This is a genomic window from Bacillus sp. mrc49 (genome assembly GCF_002803435.1).
This window is the reverse complement of the sequence record NZ_PHNG01000688.1, coordinates 122,956-145,095: the sequence shown is the minus strand read 5'-3', so window position 1 is coordinate 145,095 and position 22,140 is coordinate 122,956. Positions and strand designations below refer to the sequence as shown.

The 22,140-nt window shown below is 43.5% G+C and carries 24 protein-coding genes; 1 reads left to right on the top strand and 23 read right to left on the bottom strand.

Annotation, left to right across the window (positions count from 1 at the left end):
* Positions 1-91 precede the first annotated feature (91 nt).
* The 14 genes from CVN76_RS12010 to CVN76_RS11945 form a co-directional block, all read right to left on the bottom strand.
* Positions 92-1,276: a pyridoxal phosphate-dependent aminotransferase gene (locus CVN76_RS12010; protein ID WP_100531428.1), complete on the bottom strand. Its 1,185-nt coding sequence runs from the start codon at positions 1,274-1,276 to the stop codon at positions 92-94.
* A gap of 17 nt (positions 1,277-1,293) precedes the next feature.
* Positions 1,294-1,770 carry a cell wall elongation regulator TseB-like domain-containing protein gene (locus CVN76_RS12005; protein ID WP_100531427.1) on the bottom strand — a complete coding sequence of 159 codons (477 nt, stop codon included), beginning with the start codon at positions 1,768-1,770 and terminating at the stop codon, positions 1,294-1,296.
* Positions 1,771-1,788: 18 nt separating this feature from the next.
* Positions 1,789-1,959, bottom strand: coding sequence for a YpmA family protein (locus CVN76_RS12000; protein ID WP_064505144.1), 171 nt, complete (start codon positions 1,957-1,959; stop codon positions 1,789-1,791).
* 152 nt (positions 1,960-2,111) lie between these two features.
* Positions 2,112-4,892, bottom strand: a complete 2,781-nt coding sequence (gene dinG, locus CVN76_RS11995; RefSeq protein WP_100531426.1) for an ATP-dependent DNA helicase DinG — start codon at positions 4,890-4,892, stop codon at positions 2,112-2,114.
* Positions 4,893-5,060: 168 nt separating this feature from the next.
* A complete protein-coding gene (gene panD, locus CVN76_RS11990) occupies positions 5,061-5,444 on the bottom strand; it encodes an aspartate 1-decarboxylase (protein WP_100531425.1) in 384 nt (127 codons plus the stop codon).
* A 26-nt stretch (positions 5,445-5,470) separates the two neighbouring features.
* Positions 5,471-6,319: a pantoate--beta-alanine ligase gene (gene panC, locus CVN76_RS11985; RefSeq protein WP_100531424.1), complete on the bottom strand. Its 849-nt coding sequence runs from the start codon at positions 6,317-6,319 to the stop codon at positions 5,471-5,473.
* On the bottom strand, positions 6,316-7,152 hold the full coding sequence (panB, locus tag CVN76_RS11980) for a 3-methyl-2-oxobutanoate hydroxymethyltransferase (RefSeq protein ID WP_100531423.1): 837 nt from the start codon (positions 7,150-7,152) through the stop codon (positions 6,316-6,318). The genes panC and panB overlap by 4 nt, the downstream gene beginning before the upstream one ends.
* A 346-nt stretch (positions 7,153-7,498) precedes the next feature.
* Entirely contained in the window at positions 7,499-8,479 is a 981-nt protein-coding gene (locus CVN76_RS11975; protein ID WP_100531422.1) for a biotin--[acetyl-CoA-carboxylase] ligase, read from the bottom strand.
* Positions 8,464-9,657, bottom strand: coding sequence for a CCA tRNA nucleotidyltransferase (locus tag CVN76_RS11970; RefSeq protein WP_100531421.1), 1,194 nt, complete (start codon positions 9,655-9,657; stop codon positions 8,464-8,466). The genes CVN76_RS11975 and CVN76_RS11970 overlap by 16 nt, the downstream gene beginning before the upstream one ends.
* A 13-nt stretch (positions 9,658-9,670) precedes the next feature.
* A complete protein-coding gene (gene bshA / locus CVN76_RS11965; RefSeq protein WP_100531420.1) occupies positions 9,671-10,810 on the bottom strand; it encodes an N-acetyl-alpha-D-glucosaminyl L-malate synthase BshA in 1,140 nt (379 codons plus the stop codon).
* A 4-nt stretch (positions 10,811-10,814) separates the two neighbouring features.
* A complete protein-coding gene (gene bshB1, locus CVN76_RS11960; protein ID WP_100531419.1) occupies positions 10,815-11,528 on the bottom strand; it encodes a bacillithiol biosynthesis deacetylase BshB1 in 714 nt (237 codons plus the stop codon).
* Complete coding sequence (locus CVN76_RS11955) at positions 11,512-11,937, bottom strand: methylglyoxal synthase (protein WP_100531418.1); 426 nt, start codon at positions 11,935-11,937, stop codon at positions 11,512-11,514. The genes bshB1 and CVN76_RS11955 overlap by 17 nt, the downstream gene beginning before the upstream one ends.
* A gap of 17 nt (positions 11,938-11,954) precedes the next feature.
* Complete coding sequence (dapB, locus tag CVN76_RS11950) at positions 11,955-12,755, bottom strand: 4-hydroxy-tetrahydrodipicolinate reductase (RefSeq protein ID WP_100531417.1); 801 nt, start codon at positions 12,753-12,755, stop codon at positions 11,955-11,957.
* Positions 12,748-13,107 (bottom strand): nucleotide pyrophosphohydrolase, encoded by a 360-nt coding sequence (locus CVN76_RS11945; protein WP_100531416.1) that lies wholly within the window; start codon positions 13,105-13,107, stop codon positions 12,748-12,750. The genes dapB and CVN76_RS11945 overlap by 8 nt, the downstream gene beginning before the upstream one ends.
* A gap of 169 nt (positions 13,108-13,276) precedes the next feature.
* Between CVN76_RS11945 and CVN76_RS11940 the strand changes: the two genes are divergently transcribed.
* Positions 13,277-14,149, top strand: a complete 873-nt coding sequence (locus tag CVN76_RS11940; protein WP_100531415.1) for a YitT family protein — start codon at positions 13,277-13,279, stop codon at positions 14,147-14,149.
* Between the two features lie 111 nt (positions 14,150-14,260).
* Here CVN76_RS11940 and CVN76_RS11935 read toward each other — a convergent pair whose 3' ends face one another.
* From CVN76_RS11935 to CVN76_RS11895, 9 genes are all read right to left on the bottom strand, one after another.
* The gene (locus CVN76_RS11935) at positions 14,261-14,938 is read right to left on the bottom strand and encodes a zinc metallopeptidase (RefSeq protein ID WP_100531414.1); all 678 of its coding nucleotides are present in this window, start codon (positions 14,936-14,938) and stop codon (positions 14,261-14,263) included.
* A gap of 85 nt (positions 14,939-15,023) precedes the next feature.
* A complete protein-coding gene (gene ypjB / locus CVN76_RS11930; protein ID WP_100531413.1) occupies positions 15,024-15,809 on the bottom strand; it encodes a sporulation protein YpjB in 786 nt (261 codons plus the stop codon).
* A 121-nt stretch (positions 15,810-15,930) separates the two neighbouring features.
* Positions 15,931-16,527, bottom strand: a complete 597-nt coding sequence (locus CVN76_RS11925) for a DUF1405 domain-containing protein (RefSeq protein ID WP_100531412.1) — start codon at positions 16,525-16,527, stop codon at positions 15,931-15,933.
* Between the two features lie 173 nt (positions 16,528-16,700).
* On the bottom strand, positions 16,701-17,468 hold the full coding sequence (locus CVN76_RS11920) for a menaquinol-cytochrome c reductase cytochrome b/c subunit (protein ID WP_061144274.1): 768 nt from the start codon (positions 17,466-17,468) through the stop codon (positions 16,701-16,703).
* A gap of 56 nt (positions 17,469-17,524) precedes the next feature.
* Positions 17,525-18,199 (bottom strand): menaquinol-cytochrome c reductase cytochrome b subunit, encoded by a 675-nt coding sequence (qcrB, locus tag CVN76_RS11915; RefSeq protein WP_061144275.1) that lies wholly within the window; start codon positions 18,197-18,199, stop codon positions 17,525-17,527.
* A 3-nt stretch (positions 18,200-18,202) separates the two neighbouring features.
* Positions 18,203-18,709 carry a QcrA and Rieske domain-containing protein gene (locus tag CVN76_RS11910; RefSeq protein ID WP_061144276.1) on the bottom strand — a complete coding sequence of 169 codons (507 nt, stop codon included), beginning with the start codon at positions 18,707-18,709 and terminating at the stop codon, positions 18,203-18,205.
* A gap of 160 nt (positions 18,710-18,869) precedes the next feature.
* Positions 18,870-19,331, bottom strand: a complete 462-nt coding sequence (locus tag CVN76_RS11905) for a YpiF family protein (RefSeq protein ID WP_100531411.1) — start codon at positions 19,329-19,331, stop codon at positions 18,870-18,872.
* Positions 19,332-20,044: 713 nt separating this feature from the next.
* Positions 20,045-20,596 carry a ReoY family proteolytic degradation factor gene (locus CVN76_RS11900; protein WP_100531410.1) on the bottom strand — a complete coding sequence of 184 codons (552 nt, stop codon included), beginning with the start codon at positions 20,594-20,596 and terminating at the stop codon, positions 20,045-20,047.
* A 41-nt stretch (positions 20,597-20,637) separates the two neighbouring features.
* A complete protein-coding gene (locus tag CVN76_RS11895) occupies positions 20,638-21,909 on the bottom strand; it encodes a tetratricopeptide repeat protein (RefSeq protein ID WP_100531409.1) in 1,272 nt (423 codons plus the stop codon).
* Positions 21,910-22,140 lie beyond the last annotated feature (231 nt).

Here is a 22,140-nt window from a genome sequence, read left to right as displayed (position 1 = left end):
GTTCTTCCTTCTTATCGATAGAACGGCTTCGATATTATCCATAAAAAAAAGCCTGCAGTTCGCTTTAAGCGGACAGCAGGCTTTGGAAGTATTATGCCAGTTTGGATGTAACAAATGAATGGATTCTTTCAATGGCTTTTTCAAGCAATTCCAATGAAGTCGCATATGAAAGTCGGATATTATCAGGTGCACCAAAACCTGAACCTGGAATGACTGCGACTTTCGCTTCTTCCAATAGTGCAGTCGTAAAGTCCTCGACATTGCTGTATCCTGTTAATTCTGCGGCGCGTTTAACATTTGGAAACAGGTAAAATGCCCCCTGAGGTTTAATGCAGCTAAATCCTGGTATTTCGACTAATTTATCATATATCTTATTCAAACGTCCCTCGAACGCTTGACGCATTTCTTCAACGGCATCCTGCGGCCCTTCGTATGCAGCAATCGCTCCATACTGTGCAGTCGTCGTTGGGTTGGAGGTACTATGGCTTGCAAGGTTCGTCATCGCTTTGATGATCGCTTCATCACCGACTGCATACCCGATTCTCCAGCCAGTCATTGAATGAGATTTAGAAACGCCATTGATGATGATCGTTTGCTTTTTCAATTCAGGTGAGATTTCTGCAATCGATGTATGCGTTGCATTACCATAAACCAATTTTTCATAAATTTCGTCGGAAACGATCAAGATATCATGGGCAAGGCAAACTTCCCCGATGGCCGCCAGTTCTTCCCTCGTATAAAGCATGCCCGTTGGATTGCTTGGAGAATTAATGATCACTGCTTTCGTTTTCGCGGTAATCGCCTGTTCTAATTGTTCCTTCGTTATTTTATACTGGTTTTCCTCGGTGCCGACAACATAAACCGGCTTTCCGTCAGCAAGCTTGATTTGCTCAGGGTAACTTACCCAATATGGGATCGGGACGATGACTTCATCGCCTTCATCCAAGATGGCTTGAAATAATGTGTAAAGCGCATGCTTGGCCCCGGAGCCTACCAAGATTTCAGAAGTCTTGTAATCCAAGCCTTGATCACGCTTCAACTTAGCTGCTATCGCTTCTTTAAGCTTCGGCAGGCCAGCGGAAGGCGTGTATTTGGTTTGGCCTTCATTCATCGATTGAACGGCTGCCTCTATAATATGCTTGGGCGTATTGTAGTCAGGTTCACCGGCCCCCAGACCAATGATATCAATCCCTTGGGCTTTAAGTTCTTTTGCTTTTGCCGTGATGGCCAATGTTGTCGATGGTGTCAATGACTGAACCCGGTTTGCTAATTTCATAAAAATAATCCCCCATTCTAAATGCTTCGATAGTACTTAAGCCATTCCCCAGTTTTAAAATCATAATAATCATAATTAAAACGCTCGGAATCATCAAGATACGTTACTTCCCAAAGAGGAACGTTCTTTTCCATGCCAAGCTTGACGGAAATGATCTTTTCTGGATTGAGCTTTTCCTTGGCAATGCTTAAGATTTCTTTTTTCGTTTTACCATCTTTATAATCTTTCACTACAATTTTCTTTTTTTTGTCCTCGGGAAGCCAGACTACTTTTTTTGTCCCTTTTTCTCCTTTACCTATGATGACGGAATATGAATCCTGTCCATTATAAAGGTAGAATTCGTCCATGGACCGAAGGCCGGCCTCTTCCCTTGCCTTCTTAAAAGCCGCATTGCCAGCTTCTTTTTTTGGCTGCAATGCTTTAATATATGCTCCGCCGACAAAACCGATAAGACAAAGGACCAGGATGGAAGCAATAATCAACCATTTTTTCAAAGCTGCTTTTCCCACTTTCTATGTACGATAAATTGTAAATATCGCTTTTTCTTGATCTTCGGAATCCAATGCCAACCCGAACATCAAGTCATCCTTTTTCAATGTTCGGTTCAAAGAATCCACAATTTTATACAAATCAGGTGAATGCTGCAGCCTGACTGTCGAGATTACTTCAATTTTGCTTTCCATGAAAACGCCCTCCATTATAAAATTGTCAACAACCACTGATATGAATAGGATTAGTAGGCTTTACCACCTTTCACATTATACCAGTTCGAAGGTTTTTTTTCTTCATAATTCCGTAAAATTTCAGCGGAATCCATCAATTATCAAAAAACTCATTATATCCATTCTTCTATCATCTCGGCCATCTCCGTGATGGATGCTTGGTGCCATTCGACCGCTGGAATGGCCTTGCGAAATTCCGGACCGTATTTGGCCGTGACGATGCGTCGATCCAGAACGACCAAAACGCCTTTGTCATTAGGAGTACGTATGAGCCTGCCGAACCCTTGGCGGAATCTTAACAGTGCTTCTGGTAAGGAATACGCAGCAAAGGGATTTCGCCCTTGCTTCTCGAATAGCTGGCATTTTGCAGCGGTTACCGGTTCGTCCGGTGGTGAAAAAGGCAGCCTGACAATCACCAAACAAGATAAATCCTCACCCGGGATATCGACGCCCTCCCAAAGGCTGGTCGTTCCAAAAAGGATGGCTTTCTCGAAGTTTTGGAAATTCCTGAGCAGCCTCATTCGGCTTCCGCCCGAAATCCCTTGCGCAAACAAGGTGAACTCGTCCAAAACCCCGGTGTCCTTGATGGAATGATAGGTGGCCCGCAACATCTCATGTGAAGTGAATAAGACCATCATCCTCCCTTGGGCTGCCTGTGCAGCTGCAATGATATGATTTGCTGCCGTTTCCGAGAACTCCTCCACGGATAAACCATTGATATCTGGTATATCATTGGGAACGAGAACCTTAACAAGCTCCTTATAAGGAAAAGGCGAAGGAAATCTTGCCGTTAGCATGGACTGGTTCTCTAGCCCAAGTTGTTCTTTAAAATATTGAAAGGAATCCTTCACAACTAGGGTTGCCGATGTCATGACCACACTTTTCTGGCGCCCGAAATAGGAATCCCACAGCCATTTACTTCCTGCAATCGGCTGGACCGTCAAAGTCACTCCATGCTGCGGTGCCGCATTCGTATAATCAAGCCAATAAATATTCTCTTCATGCGGCTTCATGAAAAATTCATGTAACGACTCCCTCGTATCCTGCAAATGTCCAAGGAGAACTTCAATATCGTTTAAATAAAATAGCGAATTCTTACCTAAAGGCGATTCATGATTCAATAAATGGGCCAATCTTTGCGAAAGCTCCGAGATGATATATCCCAATAAGTCAACCAATCGCTCGGCAACAAGGATTCCTTTCCCCCATCTTCCATCATCCACCTTGAAGGAGATCCGTTTCGGACCCATGGAACGTGAATATTTTTCCGCCTGATTGGAGAGGAAATGGAAAAGCTGCTCGAATTCGTAAGAGAAATCATTCAGCTTTCGATCTAGTTCGTGGCCATTCCTCCCATCTGCCAGTCCGTTATTTACGAGTAATTTGTCCAATTTATACAATAATTGCTTTTGGTCCGTTGTTCCTAATCGATTCAATATCGTTTTCACTGATATATAATTGAGCCGTCTCCCAAGCTGTTTAGAAGCCGCCTGCTCCAGATGATGTGCTTCATCGAGGATCAGGTAGCCTTTCTTTGGAATCAACGCATCTTCCGTCAGAAGATCGGACATTAAAAAAGAATGGTTTGTAATGATGATATCTGCTTTGACTGCCGTTTTTTTTGCCCGTTCGAAAAAATCCAACGTCTGCCAAGGTTGTTTTAAGCCCGCATATGTAAGACCGTCACTTTGCAGCCTATTCCAAAATAGCTGACCGCCGCTGGTGAGGTTCAATTCATCCTTATCCCCTGTTTCCGTTTCCGTAAGCCAAACCAATATTTGCATTTTCGTTAAGGCCGTTTCATAATTATCTTCTTTTTCACGCAAGGCCCGCTCGAACTTCGCCAAGCTTAAATAATTGCTTCTCCCTTTTAACAGGACTGCTTGAAAACTAAACGGCAGGATGGTTTTCAGCTTAGGAACCTCGTTTTGCAGAAGCTGATCCTGCAGTTGAAGCGTATATGTCGATACCACAACCGGCTTTTGATGCTTTCTTGCAAAATAAACGGCCGGAAGCAGGTAGCCCAATGACTTTCCGATTCCCGTCCCCGCTTCAATGATCGCATCTTGGTTCGATTCAAAGGAATGGTGGATCATATTCATCATTTCAAGCTGGCCGCTCCTTGCTTCAAATGCAGGAAAAGCATGGTTGAGCATCGCCATTTTAGCCTCATCTTCGAGCGGGAATTCCGACTCTTTGTCGTTACGATCACTTTCTTCCCCAGTCTTTTTAAAGGCAAGACCCCTATATGTGATAAGGTCAGGAGAATGCACTTCCGCTTTCGCTAATTTGCTTGCAATGCAAGCATCTATCAATTCGGAAATCTCACTTTGTAAGGAATAAGATAATCGATATAACTGTTTCAGCGTCATCACCGGCAGATTCAATAGCTTTTTCTTCAATTCCAGCAATAGTAGGGCAGTGGCATATGCATCACTATCCGCCTGATGCGGCCGCGAATGATCTAGGTTTTCTTCTTTAGCCAGCTGGTGAAGCTTATATCCATCCGATGTTGGTTTTAAGATTTTGGCTAATTCGACCGTATCAAGGGTGGACCCGTAAAACGGTTCATAGCCGCAGCGTACCAATTCTTCCTGTAAAAAAGATAAATCAAATAAAACATTGTGGGCTACAAAACAAGCCCCGTCTATAAGCTGGGCAATATTATTTGCGACATCTTCAAAGTCAGGTGCATGTTTTACCGTCTCGTTGCTGATCCCGGTCAATTCTTCAATGAAAAGGGAAATTTCCTGTCCAGGGTGAATGTATGTCGAATATTCATCGACAATTTGGTCATTTTCAATGACCACCCCAGCAAATTGAATAATTCTATCCCCTTTTTTCGGAGAATTCCCTGTTGTTTCCAAATCGACCACTACATATCGTTGCGTCATCAATGTACACCTCAAACTTTGCTTTCTCCACTTCCTGATGGAATTCTCTTATCTTTTTTATACCATAATAATCACAATAAAGGAAACAAGCCGTTCATTCCGTTTATGGAATGACTTATTTCCATCGAAAAAGGCCGGTCCATATGCACATATGGACCGGCCTTAGGCTTACATGATTGTAGCTGCAGGTTCGTTGGAGATCAATTCGATTATTTTGTTTTCTTCATTCATGATCGCTACCTTTGGCTTGTGATCATTAAGCTTCTCTTCAGCGACCAGGACATAAGATAGGATAATCACGATATCATCCGGCTGGACAAGTCTTGCTGCAGCCCCGTTCAAGCAAACGACACCACTTCCCCTTTCGCCCGCAATTACGTATGTTTCAAGTCTTGCTCCATTGTTATTATTCACGATGGCAACCTTTTCATTAGGGAGGATCCCTACCGCATCAATGATATCTTCATCGATTGTAATGCTGCCTACATAATTCAAATTCGCTTCGGTCACCCTTGCGCGGTGGATTTTCCCATTCATCATCGTTCGAAACATTCAAATTCCCCCTGAAAAATCATGATTTATTTAATGTTAATCGTAATATTATCAATAAGCCGAGCATGCTTGAATTTAACGGCAAGTGCAAGGATGATGTTTCCCGAAAGCGTTTCAAGCGGTTTAAGCGCCGGATATTGATAGATCTCAATATAGTCGATCAATCCATGCGTGTGGGCTTCGATATGCTTCCTTACCAGTGCCGTGACAGCTGCAGCATTCCTTTCACCTGAATCAATGGCGTCCGCCGCTTTCAATAAGCTTTGATACAACTCTTTAGCTTCCATGCGCTCACCATCTGAAAGATAGACATTTCTCGAGCTTTTCGCCAAACCGTCTTCTTCACGAATGGTATCTACGGCGACAAGCTCTATCGGGAAATTAAAATCCTTGATCAAACCATCTATCACCGCGACTTGCTGGGCATCCTTCTTGCCGAAGTAGGCTCGATCGGGAAGGATGATATTGAAAAACTTCGTTAGGACTGTCGCCACCCCATCGAAATGGCCTGGTCTTTTCCTGCCGCAAAGGCAATCCGTCCTGCTTTGGACCACTACCTTCACCGAAGGTTCCTCACCATACATCTCTTGGACAGTAGGATAGAAGAGATAATCCACACCCGCATTCGCAGCAACGTTTTCATCACGTTCCAAATCACGCGGATAAGTTTCAAAGTCCTCATTCGGCCCAAATTGCAAAGGATTGACGAATATACTTAAAACGACGATATCATTTTCTTTCCTTGCCTTTTCCATAAGGGTGGCATGCCCTTCATGTAAGTACCCCATCGTCGCTACATAGCCGATACTTTTCTGGTTGCTTTTTTCTTCGCGGAGCACCTGCTGCAATTCCCCTGCTGATGTAAAAGTTTTCATCTTTTCCCTCCGTAAAGCTCTGTTAGCTCCTCTTCCTTCATCGTAAATGTATGTTCTTGGGACGGGAATTGATTCGTTTTCACTTCATCGACATAGTTTGTTAGCGATTGCCCTATGAGTTCATTCGCATCTCCGTATACTTTGACGAATTTGGCCACTCGATCAACGCCATATTTGATCACGTCATGATAAACGAGAACCTGGCCATCCGTATCTGCACCTGCTCCAATTCCGATGGTCGGTATTCCCAAGTGATGCGTGACCAGCTCCCCCACTTGATATGGTACACATTCGAATACTATTGCCATTGCCCCCGCAGCTTCACACCTCTTTGCGTCCTCCACAAGCTGTGCAGCAGCTTCGGCGTCTTTTCCTTGTACTTTGTATCCCCCTAGCACCCCCACCGATTGAGGGGTCAAGCCAAGATGGGCTACAACCGGGATGCCTGCCTTCGTCAAAGCGGCTATTTTTTCAACGACTTCATCTGCCCCTTCAAGCTTCACGGCATCCGCATGGCCTTCCTGCATGATTCGTGCTGCATTCTTGAGTGTTTCATCCATTGAAAGGTGATAGCTCATGAAGGGCATATCCGTAACGACAAAAGTATCCGGCGCCCCGCGTTTTACGGCCTTGGTGTGATGAATCATATCATTCACCGTTACTGGAATCGTCGACTCATATCCCAATACGACCATTCCTAAAGAATCGCCCACCAATATCATATCCACTCCTGCTTGTTCGGCTAATATTGCGGATGGATAATCATAAGCCGTCAGCATGGCTATCTTCTCTTGATTCTGTTTCATTTTCAAAAAATCTCCGGACAATTTCATTACGTTTCCTCCTTTTTGATGGAGGAGATGAAAACATCAGTGTAAGTGAACTGGTGCCTCTACATTCATACGCAAAAAAAAGACTGACTAAAAAAGGTATCTGTTACGCGCGAAAAATAGCAAAAAAAGCCACATTTCGTTCAACAAACAGCACTTGTCTTTTAGTCAATCCTTTTGTTCCATCAGAAGTTTCATCCCTCCGTCCCCGTCCAATAATCTGGATCAAGGCAGATTTTCAAATAATTTGGCATTTATGGGGGTGCAGTTCACATGAGATACTGCCCACTTGCATTATATCAAGCAAAAATCAAAAATTCTATTTTTTTTTTACGGAATTGACAAAAATCTACTGAATCTCAATGTCTGCCGAATAAATCGAATGAACGGTTCCTTTTTCATCCTCAAGGAGCAACACACCGGCATTGGTTATGCCCAATGCTTTTCCGACGATGGTATCGTTGACGGTGCTGGCCCTGATAACCTGTCCAAGGCTGATGGCATAACTTTCCCACAGATCCTTTATCGGCTTGAAGCCTTCCTCCAGGTAGAGATCATATAAATTTTCCAAGCGCAATAATGCACGCTGAATGACCGTCGACCTTGAAATCATTTCTCCGCTTTCTATGAAAAGCGAAGAAGCCTTTTCCTGCAGCTCTTCGGGAAAGTCTTCCAATTGCTGATTAATATTCATTCCAATTCCGATGATGACAGAATGAATCCTATCCGATTCCGCCTGCATTTCGGTCAGGATGCCCACAACTTTCTTGCGATTCACCAAAATGTCATTCGGCCACTTTATTTGCGGTTTCAAATCAGTCGTATCCTCTATTGCCTGAGCCACGGCAACCGCTGCCAACAAGGTCAACTGCGGAGCCTCATGAACCGGGATCTTCGGCCTTAAGATGAGGCTCATCCATATGCCGCTGAACTTTGGTGAATGCCAAGATCTCATCAGTCTTCCTTTCCCGGATATCTGTTCCTCGGCAACGACCAATGTCCCTTCCTGAACACCTTCATTTGCAAGTTGATGGGCAATTTTCTGTGTGGATTCCACCGTCTCCTGATAGTGAATCATCTTGCCGATCGTTGTTGTTTCCAAACCAAGCTGTATTTCGCTTTCGGACACTTTCTCTGGTGCCGATATGATACGATAGCCTTTTTTTCTAACCGCCTCGACGCGATATCCTTCACTGCGCAGATCTTCAATATGCTTCCATACCGCTGTTCGTGAACAGCCAATATATTCGGCAATTTCCTGCCCTGATATAAATGCACCATCCGCCTTAGAAAGGGCTTCCATCAGCTTTGTTCTTAACTCAGATTGCATTTCACCAGCCACCTCATTATTTCTTCTTTATCATTTCTTAACTCTCCATCCAAGACCGCCTTCACGATCATTTCCAGGTATGCTTTGACCCAAGGTCCTGGTTTTTCTTGACGCCAATTCACTAAATCCGTCCCTGTTACGGCAAGTTCGGACATCGTTTTGATAGTCAGTGCCTCGTACTGATGTTGGCCGCTTTCCTCCGCCTCCATGACATTCCCCCCCGTCAGGGAAGCTTTGACCTTGGACGCCTGTACAGTCAAGTCATGCCCTGCCTGGAATACCTCAAAGGATGATTTTTCAAATGACGGTTCCTGCTTTATCAGCTGTACAATCCGCTGGATGTTTCGGATCGTTTTCAATGGCAGTTTCCATGCTCTTAACGCCTCTTCCATTTCGTCATCCTTTGTCTCGACCATGATCACGGACCATAACTCTGCCGCTTTTAAATGATGAAGCGGCAGATTCAGTACATTCTTTAAATGGTCCTTCTTATCCGAGAGCTGGGGCAGGTATTGATATAATCCGCTTTCCAGCAAAAGGGCGATTGCCCTCTTCTTATATGTGCCGGCCATTAACTTCTCGAATTCGACTAGAATCCTTTCGACTGCAATTTTGCCAATGATGGGGGCATTCACTTGAAGCGAGTGGAAAGTGTCTACATCCAGTTCAAAACCAAGCTGGCTGACGAACCTTAATGCGCGCATCATCCTCAAGGCATCCTCATGAAACCGTTCATGCGGGTTACCGACCGTAATGATCCTTTGCTCTGAAAGATCACGCTTCCCATTGAAAGGATCAATGATATTTCCGCCTTTATCCATGGCGATGGCATTCATCGTAAAATCCCTTCTTTGTAAATCCTCCGTCAAAGAGCGGACAAATTGGACGGAATCCGGTCTGCGGAAGTCCGAATAACCGCCTTCCGTTCTAAATGTTGTAATTTCATATGTACCTGACGGCGTAATGGCGAGCACCGTACCGTGGTCAATCCCGATATCCGCCGTATTGGGAAACACCTCTTTTATTTCCAGGGGGGTCGCGGAAGTGGCGATGTCCACATCATTAATCGCACGGCCTAGAATATAATCCCTTACAGAGCCACCAACGAAATACGCCTCGAATCCTGCTTGTTCAATCTTTTCAAGAATGGGCACCGATTTTAAGAATAATTCGTCCATCAGCATCCCCTCCCTATTTGATGGATTTAGCTTCTAAAGCTTCCAGGTAAATGGCTTCATATTGCGACATGATCGTATCTGAATGAAAATCAGTATTGGCCCTTTCCAGAGCAGCCTCAGAAAAACGTTCATGCAGGGCGGGATCACTTAATAGACCGACCGCTTTTTCGGCCACCGTCGCGACATCTCCCAGGTCACAAATATAACCGGTCTCCCCATCAACGATGACCTCCGGAATGCCGCCAATATCGGTTCCGATACAAGGAACTCCGCATGCCATCGCTTCTAAAAGCACCAGGCCGAAGCTTTCTTTTTCCGATAACAGGTATAGCAAATCACTGATTGAATATAATTCGGCAAGGTTATCCTGTTTTCCAAGGAAAAGGACCGATTCATCGATTCCAAGGTCTTTCGCCAAGGCCAATACGGTTGTCACTTCCGGTCCATCCCCAACGAGGAGAAGCTTGGCAGGGATTTTCTTTTGAGTTAAATAAAACGCCTGGATGACGTCTTTCACACGCTTGACGGAACGGAAATTAGAAACATGGATGACCACTTTTTCGTCATCCTTGATCCCATATTCATCCTTCAGGTAATCTGAATTTGATTTATGGTAATCCCTTTCATCAATAAAGTTATATACGGTTTTAATTTCCTTATCGGGAGCGATCAAATCATATGTTTGTTGGACAAGTGAATTAGACACACCGGTAACGACATCTGATTGCTCTATCCCGAACTTTATTAAATTGGTCAGGGAAGGATCATGTCCCAGCACGGTGATGTCTGTACCGTGAAGCGTGGTGACGATCTTCACTTCATTGCCCGACATTTGCTTGGCCAAAATCGCACAAACAGCATGGGGAATGGCATAATGAACGTGAAGAATATCCAGTTTCTCCCGTTTCACTACTTCAGCTAACTTGCTCGCAAGCGCAAGGTCGTATGGGGGGTATTGGAACACGGAATACGAATTCACTTCCACTTGGTGGTAATAAATATTGTGATACATCTTATTCAAGCGAAAAGGGAGGCTTGAAGAAATGAAATGTATTTCATGCCCCTTCTCCGCAAGCATCTTGCCTAACTCAGTGGCTACGACACCTGAACCTCCAACTGTGGGATAGCAGGTAATTCCAATTTTTAATTTCATAAGATTAGTTATCTCCTAACAAATCGGCATCAATCAATAACGGTTTCTTTGTCATGAATCCTTCAGCGTACGCGACACCGACTTCTTTGCCGAACATTCGCTCCCGTGCCTCTACCGTCTCGATATAACCATTCACAAGCGGTGTGTCCGCCGCTCCAGCCGTTTTGTCGAATTGGCTAGCATATGCCCTGAGGCTATCAAGCTTCGTCGGTAATGTAGAAGTGATGTCCACGACGAAGTCCGGCTTGTGAAAACCGTTTATCATATAATAATACATATTTTTGACACGATGATAATCGCTGCTGCCTTCTTCCATATACTTTCTCACTCCCGCAGAAAAAACTGCTTCTTCCACTAATTTTGCACAGTTTCCATGATCGGGATGGCGATCCGCTGAAAAAGGGGCGAATACGAGAGCAGGTTTATACTGGCGAATGACGGTAATGATTTGATTTATGTATTCCGCTTTCATATAAAGCCCCCGGTCGGGTAAATCCAAGGAAATTCTCTCCACTCCAAGGATGTCTGCCGCCCTTTTAGCTTCCTTTTGTCTTAATGAGATGGTTCCGTTCGATGACATTTCAGCCTTTGTCAAATCGCATATCACGATATGCTTACCTTGCTGTACATACTTGGCGATCGTGCCGCCCATACCGATTTCAACATCATCCGCATGTGCACCGAACGCCAGGATATCTATATTACTTTTGCTTATCATTGATTTCACCTTGTTTTTTTCGTAGTTTAAGCCAATCCATATACCCATGCTCCAAGCCTTTTACCAGTACTTCTGCCGTACCCATATTGGTGGCCAGGGGTATTTCATATACGTCGGAAAGACGGATAAGGGCCGATACATCCGGTTCATGGGGCTGTGATGTTAATGGATCGCGGAAAAATAAGACCATATCCATTTCCCCCCGTGCAATCATGGCGCCTATTTCCTGATCTCCGCCAAGCGGACCCGAATGAAAACGGTGAACTGTCAAGGATACTTCTTCCATGATCCGTTTTCCGGTCGTACCTGTGGCAAATAACTCATGCTGCTGAAATACAGTTTTATACGCTGTTACAAATTGAATGATATCTTCTTTTTTCTTATCATGGGCAATCAAGGCAATTTTCATCGTCAATCCTCCACTCCCTATTCAATAATATTTTCCAGACCGTATACAAGTATGTCCAATTTCATGACGGTATCTACTGCAAGTTTAACTCCTGACATGAAGGAAGCCCGATTGAAGGAATCATGTCTAATCGTCAATAACTCCCCATCGCTTCCGAAAAGCACCTGTTGATGAGCGACGAGTCCTGGAAGCCTAACGCTATGGATATGCATGCCGTCCACATTCGCTCCTCTTGCGCCCTGGATGGTTTCCTTCTCGTTAGGATGACCTTGCTGCTTCGTTTCCCTAACCGCCGCAATCATATCTGCCGTTTTCGAGGCGGTGCCTGAAGGGGCATCCAGTTTTTGATCATGGTGCATTTCAATGATTTCTACATCCGGGAAGTATTTAGCCGCCATTTGGGAAAACTTCATCATCAAAATGGCACCTATCGCGAAGTTTGGTGCAATGATGCAGCCGATACCTTTTTCCTTTGTCAATGATTCCAGCTTCGTTAAATCTTCCTTGGTAAAGCCGGTCGTGCCCACTACAGGCCTGATGTTGTGCTTCAGTGCGGTCTCGGTATGGTACATCCCCACTTCTGGCGTAGTCAAATCAATCAATACGTCTGCTTTCACCGAAGAAAAGCATTCGTTAATATCCGAAAAAACAGGCACATCCATGCCTTGAAAACCTTCTATGGAGGAAAGGCTTATCCCGTTATGCTTGTGATCGATGACAGCCGCCAATTCAAATTCTTCCGTCCTTTGGACGAGCTTCACCGCTTCATTTCCCATTCTGCCGCGCGGACCCGCTACAATTACCTTTACTTTACTCATCTTTACTTTCCCCCTCCGTATTATCTTCTTTTTTTGTCCATCTATCTTTATCACGGGTTGTAAACTTATGCATCACCTTATCATGTGAGCTTTGGAGGTCGATCCCTAATGAATTGGCAAAACAAATTAAAACAAAAAGCATGTCGCCCAATTCTTCCTCGACCGTGTTCTCTTCCTCCGTTGTTTTCTTCGGTTTTTCACCATGATGATGATTGACCTCCCTCGCCAATTCCCCCAGCTCTTCAGTCATGCGAGCGAGCATGGCGAGCGGGCTGAAATAGCCTTCCTTGAATTGTCCTATGTATTGGTCCACCTCAGCCTGCATGTGTTGAATCGTCTTGTGCTTTTCCATATAGTCACCCAATCTCGATTTTCGTTTACAAACTTCATATCTTCTCCATGTTAGCTAAAAGTGAAACAGATGACAACAGATACGTTCGCGAATCAAAATTGCCCATAGTTGGCTAATTAGTTATAATAAGTCAATTGATGTTTTACTCAACCGTTTGGAGGTATGGAGAATGCTTTTCGGCTTAAAACTAAAAAATACACTATTCATCCTATTTGGGGCTGGGATCTTTGCCTTTGGCCTCGTGCATTTTAACATGCAAAATAACTTGGCCGAGGGCGGCTTCACCGGTCTAACCTTGATTATATATCAACTTGTAGGCATAAATCCTTCCTATTCCAATTTGGTTTTGAACATCCCCCTGTTTTTAATCGGTTGGAAATATTTAGGTCGGACCTCCTTCCTATATACACTCATTGGAACGGTAGGCCTCTCGGTATGGCTATGGGTGTTCGAAAAGTACCAAATCAACATCGACCTCGGAGGCGATTTGATGCTGGTCGCGTTGTTTGCAGGGGTCTTTGTAGGCGTCGGCCTTGGCATAATCTTCAGGTACGGGGGGACAACGGGAGGAGTCGATATCATTGCCCGTTTTGCACATCGCTATTTAGGAATGGGCATGGGCCGGACCATGTTCATCTTTGATGCAATCGTGATCGGCCTTTCCATCCTCACCTACTTGAACTATCGACAAGCGATGTATACCCTTGTTGCCGTATTTATCGGGGCAAGAGTCATTGACTTCATGCAGGAGGGCGCATATGCAGCCAGGGGTGCGATGATCATCAGTGAAAAGAACCAGGAAATTGCTGAAAAAATCATGAAAGATATGGAGCGGGGCGTAACAGTCTTACGTGGATATGGTTCATTTACACGGAATGATCGGGAAGTTCTCTATTGCGTCGTTGCCAAAAATGAGCTGGTCCGTTTAAAAAATGCCATTACGTCAGTGGATCCCCATGCCTTCGTATCAGTAAGTGAAGTGCATGATGTATTGGGTGAGGGCTTCACCCTCGATGAGAATAAGAATCCGATTGAAAGATGATTCATCATTCTGAAGGGTTCCCGGAAAGGCTTACTTTCATAACAAGCCGTCTCCGTCTGTATAAGCGGAAACAAAAAAAGGGCGCCATCACATGATGGCGTCCTTTACCTATTAATCCTCATCCCTCGTCATGCCTGTATACATGAGCAAAAGGCGGACCAATTCAAGTACTGCTACAAGAGCGGCAGCAACATACGTCATCGCAGCTGCACTCAATACTTTTTTCGTTTCCCGCTCTTCGTCATTCCGGATGACACCAACGGAAACGAGCTGATCCATTGCACGAGACGAAGCATTGAATTCGACCGGCAGTGTAATCACTTGGAATACTACAGCCGCTGCCATGAATACGATCCCCGCCAGTAGTAATCCTGGAATACGAGCCAACATCCCGACTAAAATCAGGATCCAAGATATGTTCGATCCAAAGTTAGCGACCGGTACCAGTGCATGGCGGAACCGCAAGAATGCATAGGCTTCTTTATCCTGGATCGCATGTCCGACTTCATGCGCCGCAACCGCTACCCCTGCAACTGAATGGCCGTGATAGTTGTCTGTTGATAACCGTACCGTTTTATCCCGTGGATCATAATGATCGGACAGCATCCCAGGCGTCTCTTCCACCCTGACATTGAACAGTCCATTTTGATCCAAGATGGCCCTTGCCGTCTCAGCACCATTCATCCCGGAAGATGCCGGAACCTGCGAATACTTTTTATACGTGCTTTTCACTTTCATTTGTGCATAAATCGGGATTAAAATGATAATCGCCAAATATATGAAATACATGGTATCCTCCTATAACTATAATTACTCTTAATTCTATGGATAGAAGACACCCCTGTCAAATATAGTGTTCTCTTCCCTTCCGTTTTTAATCATTATGTTGTTTTCTTGGTTTTTCCCGATCTCCTTTATATTTTCTCCAGCCTACATAAGAAAGGGTCATGATGATGATGCTGCCTGTAGATATGATGACCCACCAAAGCGAAGGATCGGTATCATCTTCCCCCATATCTTCAAAAATGGAGGTTAGCTCGGTTTGTAAAGCGTCCAACTCCTTTTGACTTTCACCATCATTGATCACTTCCGGTCTGTACTGGTTAATGTATTGAATCCGAGTGTCCAATTGCTGCATCGTTTCCTTGGAAAGGTCCACTTTCAAGCTGGGATAGATCATTTCATATTGTGAAAGGAATAAGTTCAACTGGCTATTGAATGTAATCGCGTCTTGGTTGATGGCGGCATTCTTCGTCTGTTGGAAAGAACTCATCATCTGATCCTCCATCTCTGTCCAAAGGGGCTGATGTGTTGACTTGACCGCATCAACGACAAGGCGGAATTTCGTCACAGAATTAACCTTTTCGGAATCTCCCTTATTCATATCCTTTATCGTCATCAACGCCTCATTATGAGCTACAGTGATAATCCGAAGTTCGTCCATGTCAAGAATCTGCTCTTTCGCTGTCTCCTTTAAAAACCGGTCAGAAAAATACGTCAGCATCTTTTCCGAATCTCCATATCGCTTCAACTTGGTCATTTCCAAGGCTCTATCGGAAATGTTATCCAATTGCTCCAAACTTGAAGAGGATTCTGCATAGACAGGGAAATGTAAGACGACAAATAAAACAGCAATGGTTAATATGGATTTTTTTAACATGCTACTCGTCCCTCCTCATATCTCTACTAAAACGATATGAAACAATAAAGATGAGTAGACCTTGTTCCACATAAAAAAGTTAACCCCGCCTTTACAAAACCTGTAAGCGAGGTTAACTTTTCTAATGGATGAAAGAAAGTGTGATCCTGTTTTTCCTATACCCGAAGTACCAACCGACAAAGATGGAAAGGATACTGAGCCAAAAAGTAAAGTAGCCGATTTCATTCATATACATCAATAAGTCACGGTAGATCGGCATCATTTCAAAAACATAATCAATTATGTCATTATGTATCGTCCAAATTCCGGCGACAACCAAATGCCAAGGCTTTATCCGGTAAAATGGCGCATATAATATCCCTTGAATCGCCATGCCCAAATGGGAAGCCATTAACATATACCCTTCCCATGGTAAAGTACCCGTTGTCACAAGCGTCATTACATTCATGACAACTGCCCAGATGCCATATTTGAATAGCGTAATGATGGCCAAAGCTTCCATTAACCCGAAATTTCTTTTTAAAAGGAAGCCCCATAGTACAAAAACGAAAAACAAGCTGGCTGTCGGGCTATCCGGTACGAAGGCCAAAAATATGCCTGGTGTGTTCTCCAATTGCCCTCCATACCAATAATACCCAAATGCTGTACCAAGAATATTTATGATGAATAATAAAACAAGCATTTGCCGGCTGGCAAGCCAACCATATATAACATTCATTCCGTTAACCTCTCTTACCTCTTCAATTATTCTCATTTTACAGGTCTTGATCGTGAAAACCAAGAATTGATTTCAATTTCTTTTCATATTCACTTGCATTTACCAATAAAAAAGCCGACAACATGAGTTGTCAGCTTTCCTTTTCAGCTTTTGAAGGAAACTGGGCAGGATTCTTATTTTGCTGATAATCCAGATACGAATTCAGCTAATGTGTCCAATTCTTTATCTGAACCCTTAAACATGCCAGCTGGCATCGCACCTTGTCCTTTGCGAGCGATTTTAGCGATTTCTTCCGGCTTTAAACCAGTGTCAATCAAGCTTGGCGCTCCAGCCCCGCCAGTTAACTCAGCGCCATGGCAACTAATGCAGCCATTGGAATCCATCAGTTTGTATCCATCACTATCTTTATCGATGTCTGCACCCTCTACGATTGCCCCTTGCTTCTTGGAGGCTTCCCAATCATGATGGGCAGCGGACTCCCAGGTTAAATAAAATACACCGGCAATTGCCAAAAGCATGAAGCCCACAGCAAACGGACGTTTTGCTGGACTCCTCTCTGGACCACGGTCTAAAAAAGGCGCCAGGAGCAATGCCCCGAAAGCCAAACCAGGAATGACAAGAGCCCCTATTGCATTGTAAGGACCTGAGGCATACGTATACTTAAGTAATTGGTAAAGGAATAGGAAATACCAGTCAGGAAGCGGGATATACGCTGTATCCGTCGGATCTGCTATCCTTTCCAATGGAGATGGATGTGCAATTGTCAGACATAGGTAGCCAACAAGGAACACAGCCCCGACCATCCATTCCTTTAAAAGGAAATTAGGCCAAAATGCTTCAGTTTTACCAGGATATTCTGAATAATCTTTCGGAATATTCGGTTTACGGTTCGCAGAGATACGCGAGTCACCTACGAATTTCATACCTTTCCCACGATGCATTGAACAATTCCCCTCCTTTATGAAAAGGTTTTTTTGGTTATTGGTTCATAATTCTATTAAAGTGGACCTGAAATACCTTGTTTTCGGATCATTAGGAAATGAGCCGCCAGTAAAGCAAATAACGCTGCAGGCAGGAAGAATACATGAATGGCGAAGAATCGTGTCAATGTCTGTGCCCCAACGACGGTTGGATCTCCTGCAATCAAGGCCCTGAGTGCCGGACCCATTAACGGTACCGAATCGACAATTGTCAAAGTAACTTTCGTCGCAAATAGCGCTTTCATATCCCATGGCAGTAAATAACCAGTCAATCCTAGTGCCAGCATGATGAAGAAAATCAATACGCCGACCATCCAGTTCAATTCACGCGGTTTTTTGTAAGCTCCCTGGAAGAAGACACGAAGAGTATGTAAAAACATCATAACAATGACCAGACTTGCTCCCCAGTGATGCATTCCACGGACAATTTGACCGAAGGCCACTTCATTTTGTAAATAATAAACAGATTCCCAAGCGTTTTTAATGTCCGGGACATAGTACATCGTCAAGAACATGCCTGATAAGATTTGGATGACCGTGATAAAGAATGTTAACCCACCAAAACAATATACGAATGCGGAAAAATGATGTGCGGGGTTAACATGTTCAGGAACCTCATGGTCAGCAATATCCCGCCATAACGGCGTAATGTCTAAACGCTCGTCCACCCAGTCATATAACTTTGTTAACAATGTTTACGCCTCCCCGTGCGGTTTTAGTCGACCCAAGTAAAGAATTCCATCTTTTTCTTTCGTTTCATAGACATCCAAAGGTTTAACCGGAGGTGTCCCTTTCACGTTCACTCCATCTTTCGTATACCTGCCGTAATGGCAAGGACAGAAAAATTGATTCGGATTAGACTTATCCGTATTCCATGCTACCGTACAGCCCAAATGCTTACAGATTGGAGATAAAGCAATGATTTTACCATCATCCATTTTGTAAACCCAAGCTGTATTCGTTTCTTCGGACTCATACCACCCATCGACCTGCTTAAAACTAAAGTCAACACGAGTCGGTTCGGCAGTCAGTTCGCTTACCTTCTGCTTGGTTGCAACGAAATCCCCGCCTTTATCTGCAGATAATACAGGATCGATCGCAAACCTTACCATCGGCATCAACATACCGGCCGCCATAAATCCACCAACGCCAGTCAGTGTGTAATTAAGGAATTGACGTCGTGAAACATTATGCTTGCTCATGCGTTTTCCCCCCCTCTATTACTATACTGAGAGCCCAAAGGACCAATAAATAGCAACACTATAAAACTAGGACATTTCCATGATATCTCAATAATTTACCAAGGTCAATATTTGTAAAACCCAAAAGGTGGCAACTATGTGTCAAATTATGCGAAAAATCCTACTTTTTTTCATTTTTCCAATTATAAGTGAAAATATCAAGGATTTGGAGAACCTGTTGATTGATCATACCCCTGGCTTGTTCATTTTCCAGGCTTTCCAATGGTATGGCCGGGATCCATATTAGGTTATTTTCCAACTCCCGTTCATCCTTCTTCCACTCATAATCCGATGTTAGAAAAAAAATATGCCTGATATCATTTTCCTTCAGTTCAGTTGCCCAATGCTTCAAACGTTCCACCTTATCCATTTCATTGCTTATATAATGGAAGGATGGCATCAGCAGGATCCGCCCCTTCATTTGTTTTTCAATTTCCATGCTTAAAATGGTAAGAAATTCATTCATCGAGCCCGTTTGCTTCATTTGGCCTCCGAAAGAAAGGGGAACCAATGGAATCAAAACGGTATCCACATATTCCTTTGACTGACTATACATATCAAGTTCTTTTGCTGTCCATCTCATACTTTCTCTTCACTCCCGATTTTTCGAATCAACTCCTTATCATTTTACCATGCTTTTTATGTCATATTTACCATATACCCATAGTCTTTACAAAAATGTGGATTTTATCTATATTTTATGAAAAAACCTATCCTGAAAACCGAAAGGTTTTCTTGTATACAATTCTTAGTTTTTTTATATTTCACTGCTTCTTTCCGTTGCAAGCACTCGCCTATCCAAAGATGGTTAAACCGGCCGTTCACAAGTTTATTCGGCCGGTTCTCCACTTTTTTCGGCCGTTCACAAGTTTATTCGGCCGGTTCTCCACTTTTTTCGTCCGTTCACAAGTTTATTCGGCCGGTTCTTCACTTTTTTCGTCCGTTCAAAAGTTTATTCGGCCGGTTCTTCGCTTTTTTCGGCCGTTCACAAGTTTATTCAGCCGGTTCTTCGCTTTTTTCGGCCGTTCACAGGTTTATCCGGCCGGTTCTTCACTTTTTTCGTCGTTCGCAGGTTTATCCGGCCGGTTCTTCGCTTTTTTCGTCCGTTCACAAGTTTATTCGGCCGGTTCTCCACTTTTTTCGTCCGTTCACTCATTTAATCGTCCTTATGGCTACAAATAACAAATTACATTTAACAGTATTTGTTAAAGCTCTATTGAAGCCAATAAAAAAATCAAAAGGGTCCCGGAATGAATACATTCCGGAACCCTTTTGCCTACAGTCTGAAACCTTATGTCAGCCAAGTACTTTCAATTGATTCAATTGTTCAGTCAGGCTCTTGAATGCTAGTTCATCATGCTTATCCAATGCCTCATCGATTTCCTTCAGCAGGCGGTCCCTTTGAAAATAGAGCATGCTTTTTTCTAAAAATTGTTCTGCCAGCAACTGATCTTTTTCATTGGATGCCGTCGATTTTGGCATGAATGGGTTTTGCTCCAAAACTGCTGCATATTGGTAGGAAGAGTAAGCCGATTTGAAATTGAGTTGGATGTAAATATCTTCATCCCGGTTCAATCGAATATCGTGAAAGGATTTCTCTGCATCGGTCGTCATGATATTGGACTTATAAAACCGGAATGGGACCTCTTCCACACAATGTGTCGACATAATGAGTCCACGAGGGCAATATTGGGCATTTTCCACGAAGTGAACTTTTTTCATCAGTTGATCATGACTCATTAAATAATTCAATATCCAAACGCATTCTCTTCGTTTAAGTTGATAATGATTTAAAAACCACCGAATAAAATCCTTCTTCTCATTCACAGAAACAGGGGCAGCCACCATGAATTCCCTCCTCTGTCTTGATTTAGTTTGGTTACGCTAACTTACGCTTCATCCGAGCCTTCACCAAGCCGCTCCAAAATCATGGCATACTCATCATTCGCCGGGTTAATCTCAAGCAGCTTATTAAATACTTCTCTAGATGTGGCTCTGTCTCCTTCTTCAATTAAAAAGAAACCATAGTCTTCGAGGAAATCTTGATTGTTCTTGAATGAATTATATGCATTATGATAGCTGGTTAATGACTCTTTAAATTGTTCGGTGTGCTGGTAAGATACGGCGGCTATCCATTCAAACTGAGGATCATCCTCTCCGTATCTCCTCACTTCTCCGATGCACTCCAAGATATCTTCATACCTTTCCTGATGCATATACAATTTCAAGAGGGTAAGCGCCGCTTCCAGGTAGCCTGGATCAAGGGCAAGAGCTTGTTTAAATAGATTTTCCGCTTCTTCATCGAGTCCGCTTTTCAATGCTATTTTTCCGCCGAAGAAATAAAGCTCCTTATTGAATTCATCAGCCTTGATTCCTTCTTTGACCGTTTTCAAGGCATTTTCCAAATCCTCCAGATGCTCATAACTCTTTGCCAAGTATAAATACAAGGAATGATATTCATGATCCAATTCTTTCAGCTCGATAAATTTACGGACGGCCGTCTCATAAAGACCTGCTTGGAAAGCTGTAAATGCATACTCGAATAATGTGTTGATTTCAAGTCCATCCTCCAAGGCTTTTTCAAAATGCGGGAGGGCTTCCTCGAACTTGCCTGAGCTGCTTAATGCTTCAGCAAGCCGCTGATGTACATTGACTCCGGATATTTCCTGTTCATGTTCCAATACCTTTATGTAATTTGCAATGGCTTCCTGATCCCTGCCTTGATGGAAAAACAGTTCACCAAGCGCAAAATCAATGATGATCTCATCAGGCAGTATTTCCTTGGCTTTCAGTAGTTTTCTTTCACTGACCTCATCCATTCCCTGTAATTGGTAAAGGTCCGCTTCCAAAAGCAAAGCACTTGGATATACCTCATCATCTGCACGTACTTTTTCAAGCATCAACATCGCTTCATCTTCCTGGTCCATGTCAATCAAGATTTCAGCCAATGAAACCATCAATTCGCCTTCATCAGGATAGAGTTCAAGGAGATGTTCGAAAAGGTCTTTCGCCTCCTCCACAAAACCAAGCTGAAGCATTTCTTCGGCCAGCAGCAAAATGTCCTCCGCTGACTCCGATGATTTAATTCGATTTATATGTTTAAGAGCTTCTGTTAATTCCCCTTTTTTTAAATGTTGGATTACTTGTTCCACTGTGTTCATTGCGAATTCCTTCCTTTTGCAAGATAAACTGGTCTCTGATCAAACAATCTCACGCGATAATGTCATGTCCTTTTCCATTATGACAGAATGCCCATGTAATCGTGAGATGCCTTGTAAACAGTATTTCTTAGTTTACCATACTGCAGCCCTGTATTCCATTGATGAAGTCCCCTCCATTCTCATTAAAAAAAGGTTACTAGTTAATTCTCCATGCCAGGGTCAATCTCCTTT

What these genes read in the sequence shown, in the direction of transcription:
- CVN76_RS11975 (WP_100531422.1), bottom strand. Translation starts at nt 8,479, where the DNA reads ATGCAATCTGAGTTAAGAACAAAGCTGATGGAAGCCCTTTCTAAGGCG.
- CVN76_RS11910 (WP_061144276.1), bottom strand. Translation starts at nt 18,709, where the DNA reads ATGAGCAAGCATAATGTTTCACGACGTCAATTCCTTAATTACACACTG.
- dinG (WP_100531426.1), bottom strand. Translation starts at nt 4,892, where the DNA reads ATGACGCAACGATATGTAGTGGTCGATTTGGAAACAACAGGGAATTCT.
- CVN76_RS11945 (WP_100531416.1), bottom strand. Translation starts at nt 13,107, where the DNA reads ATGGAAAAGCACAAGACGATTCAACACATGCAGGCTGAGGTGGACCAA.
- CVN76_RS11895 (WP_100531409.1), bottom strand. Translation starts at nt 21,909, where the DNA reads ATGAACACAGTGGAACAAGTAATCCAACATTTAAAAAAAGGGGAATTA.
- CVN76_RS11925 (WP_100531412.1), bottom strand. Translation starts at nt 16,527, where the DNA reads ATGAATGTTATATATGGTTGGCTTGCCAGCCGGCAAATGCTTGTTTTA.
- CVN76_RS11955 (WP_100531418.1), bottom strand. Translation starts at nt 11,937, where the DNA reads ATGAAAATTGCCTTGATTGCCCATGATAAGAAAAAAGAAGATATCATT.
- CVN76_RS11940 (WP_100531415.1), top strand. Translation starts at nt 13,277, where the DNA reads ATGCTTTTCGGCTTAAAACTAAAAAATACACTATTCATCCTATTTGGG.
- CVN76_RS12000 (WP_064505144.1), bottom strand. Translation starts at nt 1,959, where the DNA reads ATGGAAAGCAAAATTGAAGTAATCTCGACAGTCAGGCTGCAGCATTCA.
- bshA (WP_100531420.1), bottom strand. Translation starts at nt 10,810, where the DNA reads ATGAAATTAAAAATTGGAATTACCTGCTATCCCACAGTTGGAGGTTCA.
- ypjB (WP_100531413.1), bottom strand. Translation starts at nt 15,809, where the DNA reads ATGTTAAAAAAATCCATATTAACCATTGCTGTTTTATTTGTCGTCTTA.
- CVN76_RS11970 (WP_100531421.1), bottom strand. Translation starts at nt 9,657, where the DNA reads ATGGACGAATTATTCTTAAAATCGGTGCCCATTCTTGAAAAGATTGAA.
- bshB1 (WP_100531419.1), bottom strand. Translation starts at nt 11,528, where the DNA reads ATGATAAGCAAAAGTAATATAGATATCCTGGCGTTCGGTGCACATGCG.
- panC (WP_100531424.1), bottom strand. Translation starts at nt 6,319, where the DNA reads ATGAAAACTTTTACATCAGCAGGGGAATTGCAGCAGGTGCTCCGCGAA.
- CVN76_RS12010 (WP_100531428.1), bottom strand. Translation starts at nt 1,276, where the DNA reads ATGAAATTAGCAAACCGGGTTCAGTCATTGACACCATCGACAACATTG.
- dapB (WP_100531417.1), bottom strand. Translation starts at nt 12,755, where the DNA reads ATGAGTAAAGTAAAGGTAATTGTAGCGGGTCCGCGCGGCAGAATGGGA.
- CVN76_RS11900 (WP_100531410.1), bottom strand. Translation starts at nt 20,596, where the DNA reads ATGGTGGCTGCCCCTGTTTCTGTGAATGAGAAGAAGGATTTTATTCGG.
- panB (WP_100531423.1), bottom strand. Translation starts at nt 7,152, where the DNA reads ATGAAATTGTCCGGAGATTTTTTGAAAATGAAACAGAATCAAGAGAAG.
- CVN76_RS11905 (WP_100531411.1), bottom strand. Translation starts at nt 19,331, where the DNA reads ATGAGATGGACAGCAAAAGAACTTGATATGTATAGTCAGTCAAAGGAA.
- panD (WP_100531425.1), bottom strand. Translation starts at nt 5,444, where the DNA reads ATGTTTCGAACGATGATGAATGGGAAAATCCACCGCGCAAGGGTGACC.
- CVN76_RS11920 (WP_061144274.1), bottom strand. Translation starts at nt 17,468, where the DNA reads ATGCATCGTGGGAAAGGTATGAAATTCGTAGGTGACTCGCGTATCTCT.
- CVN76_RS11935 (WP_100531414.1), bottom strand. Translation starts at nt 14,938, where the DNA reads ATGTATTTCATATATTTGGCGATTATCATTTTAATCCCGATTTATGCA.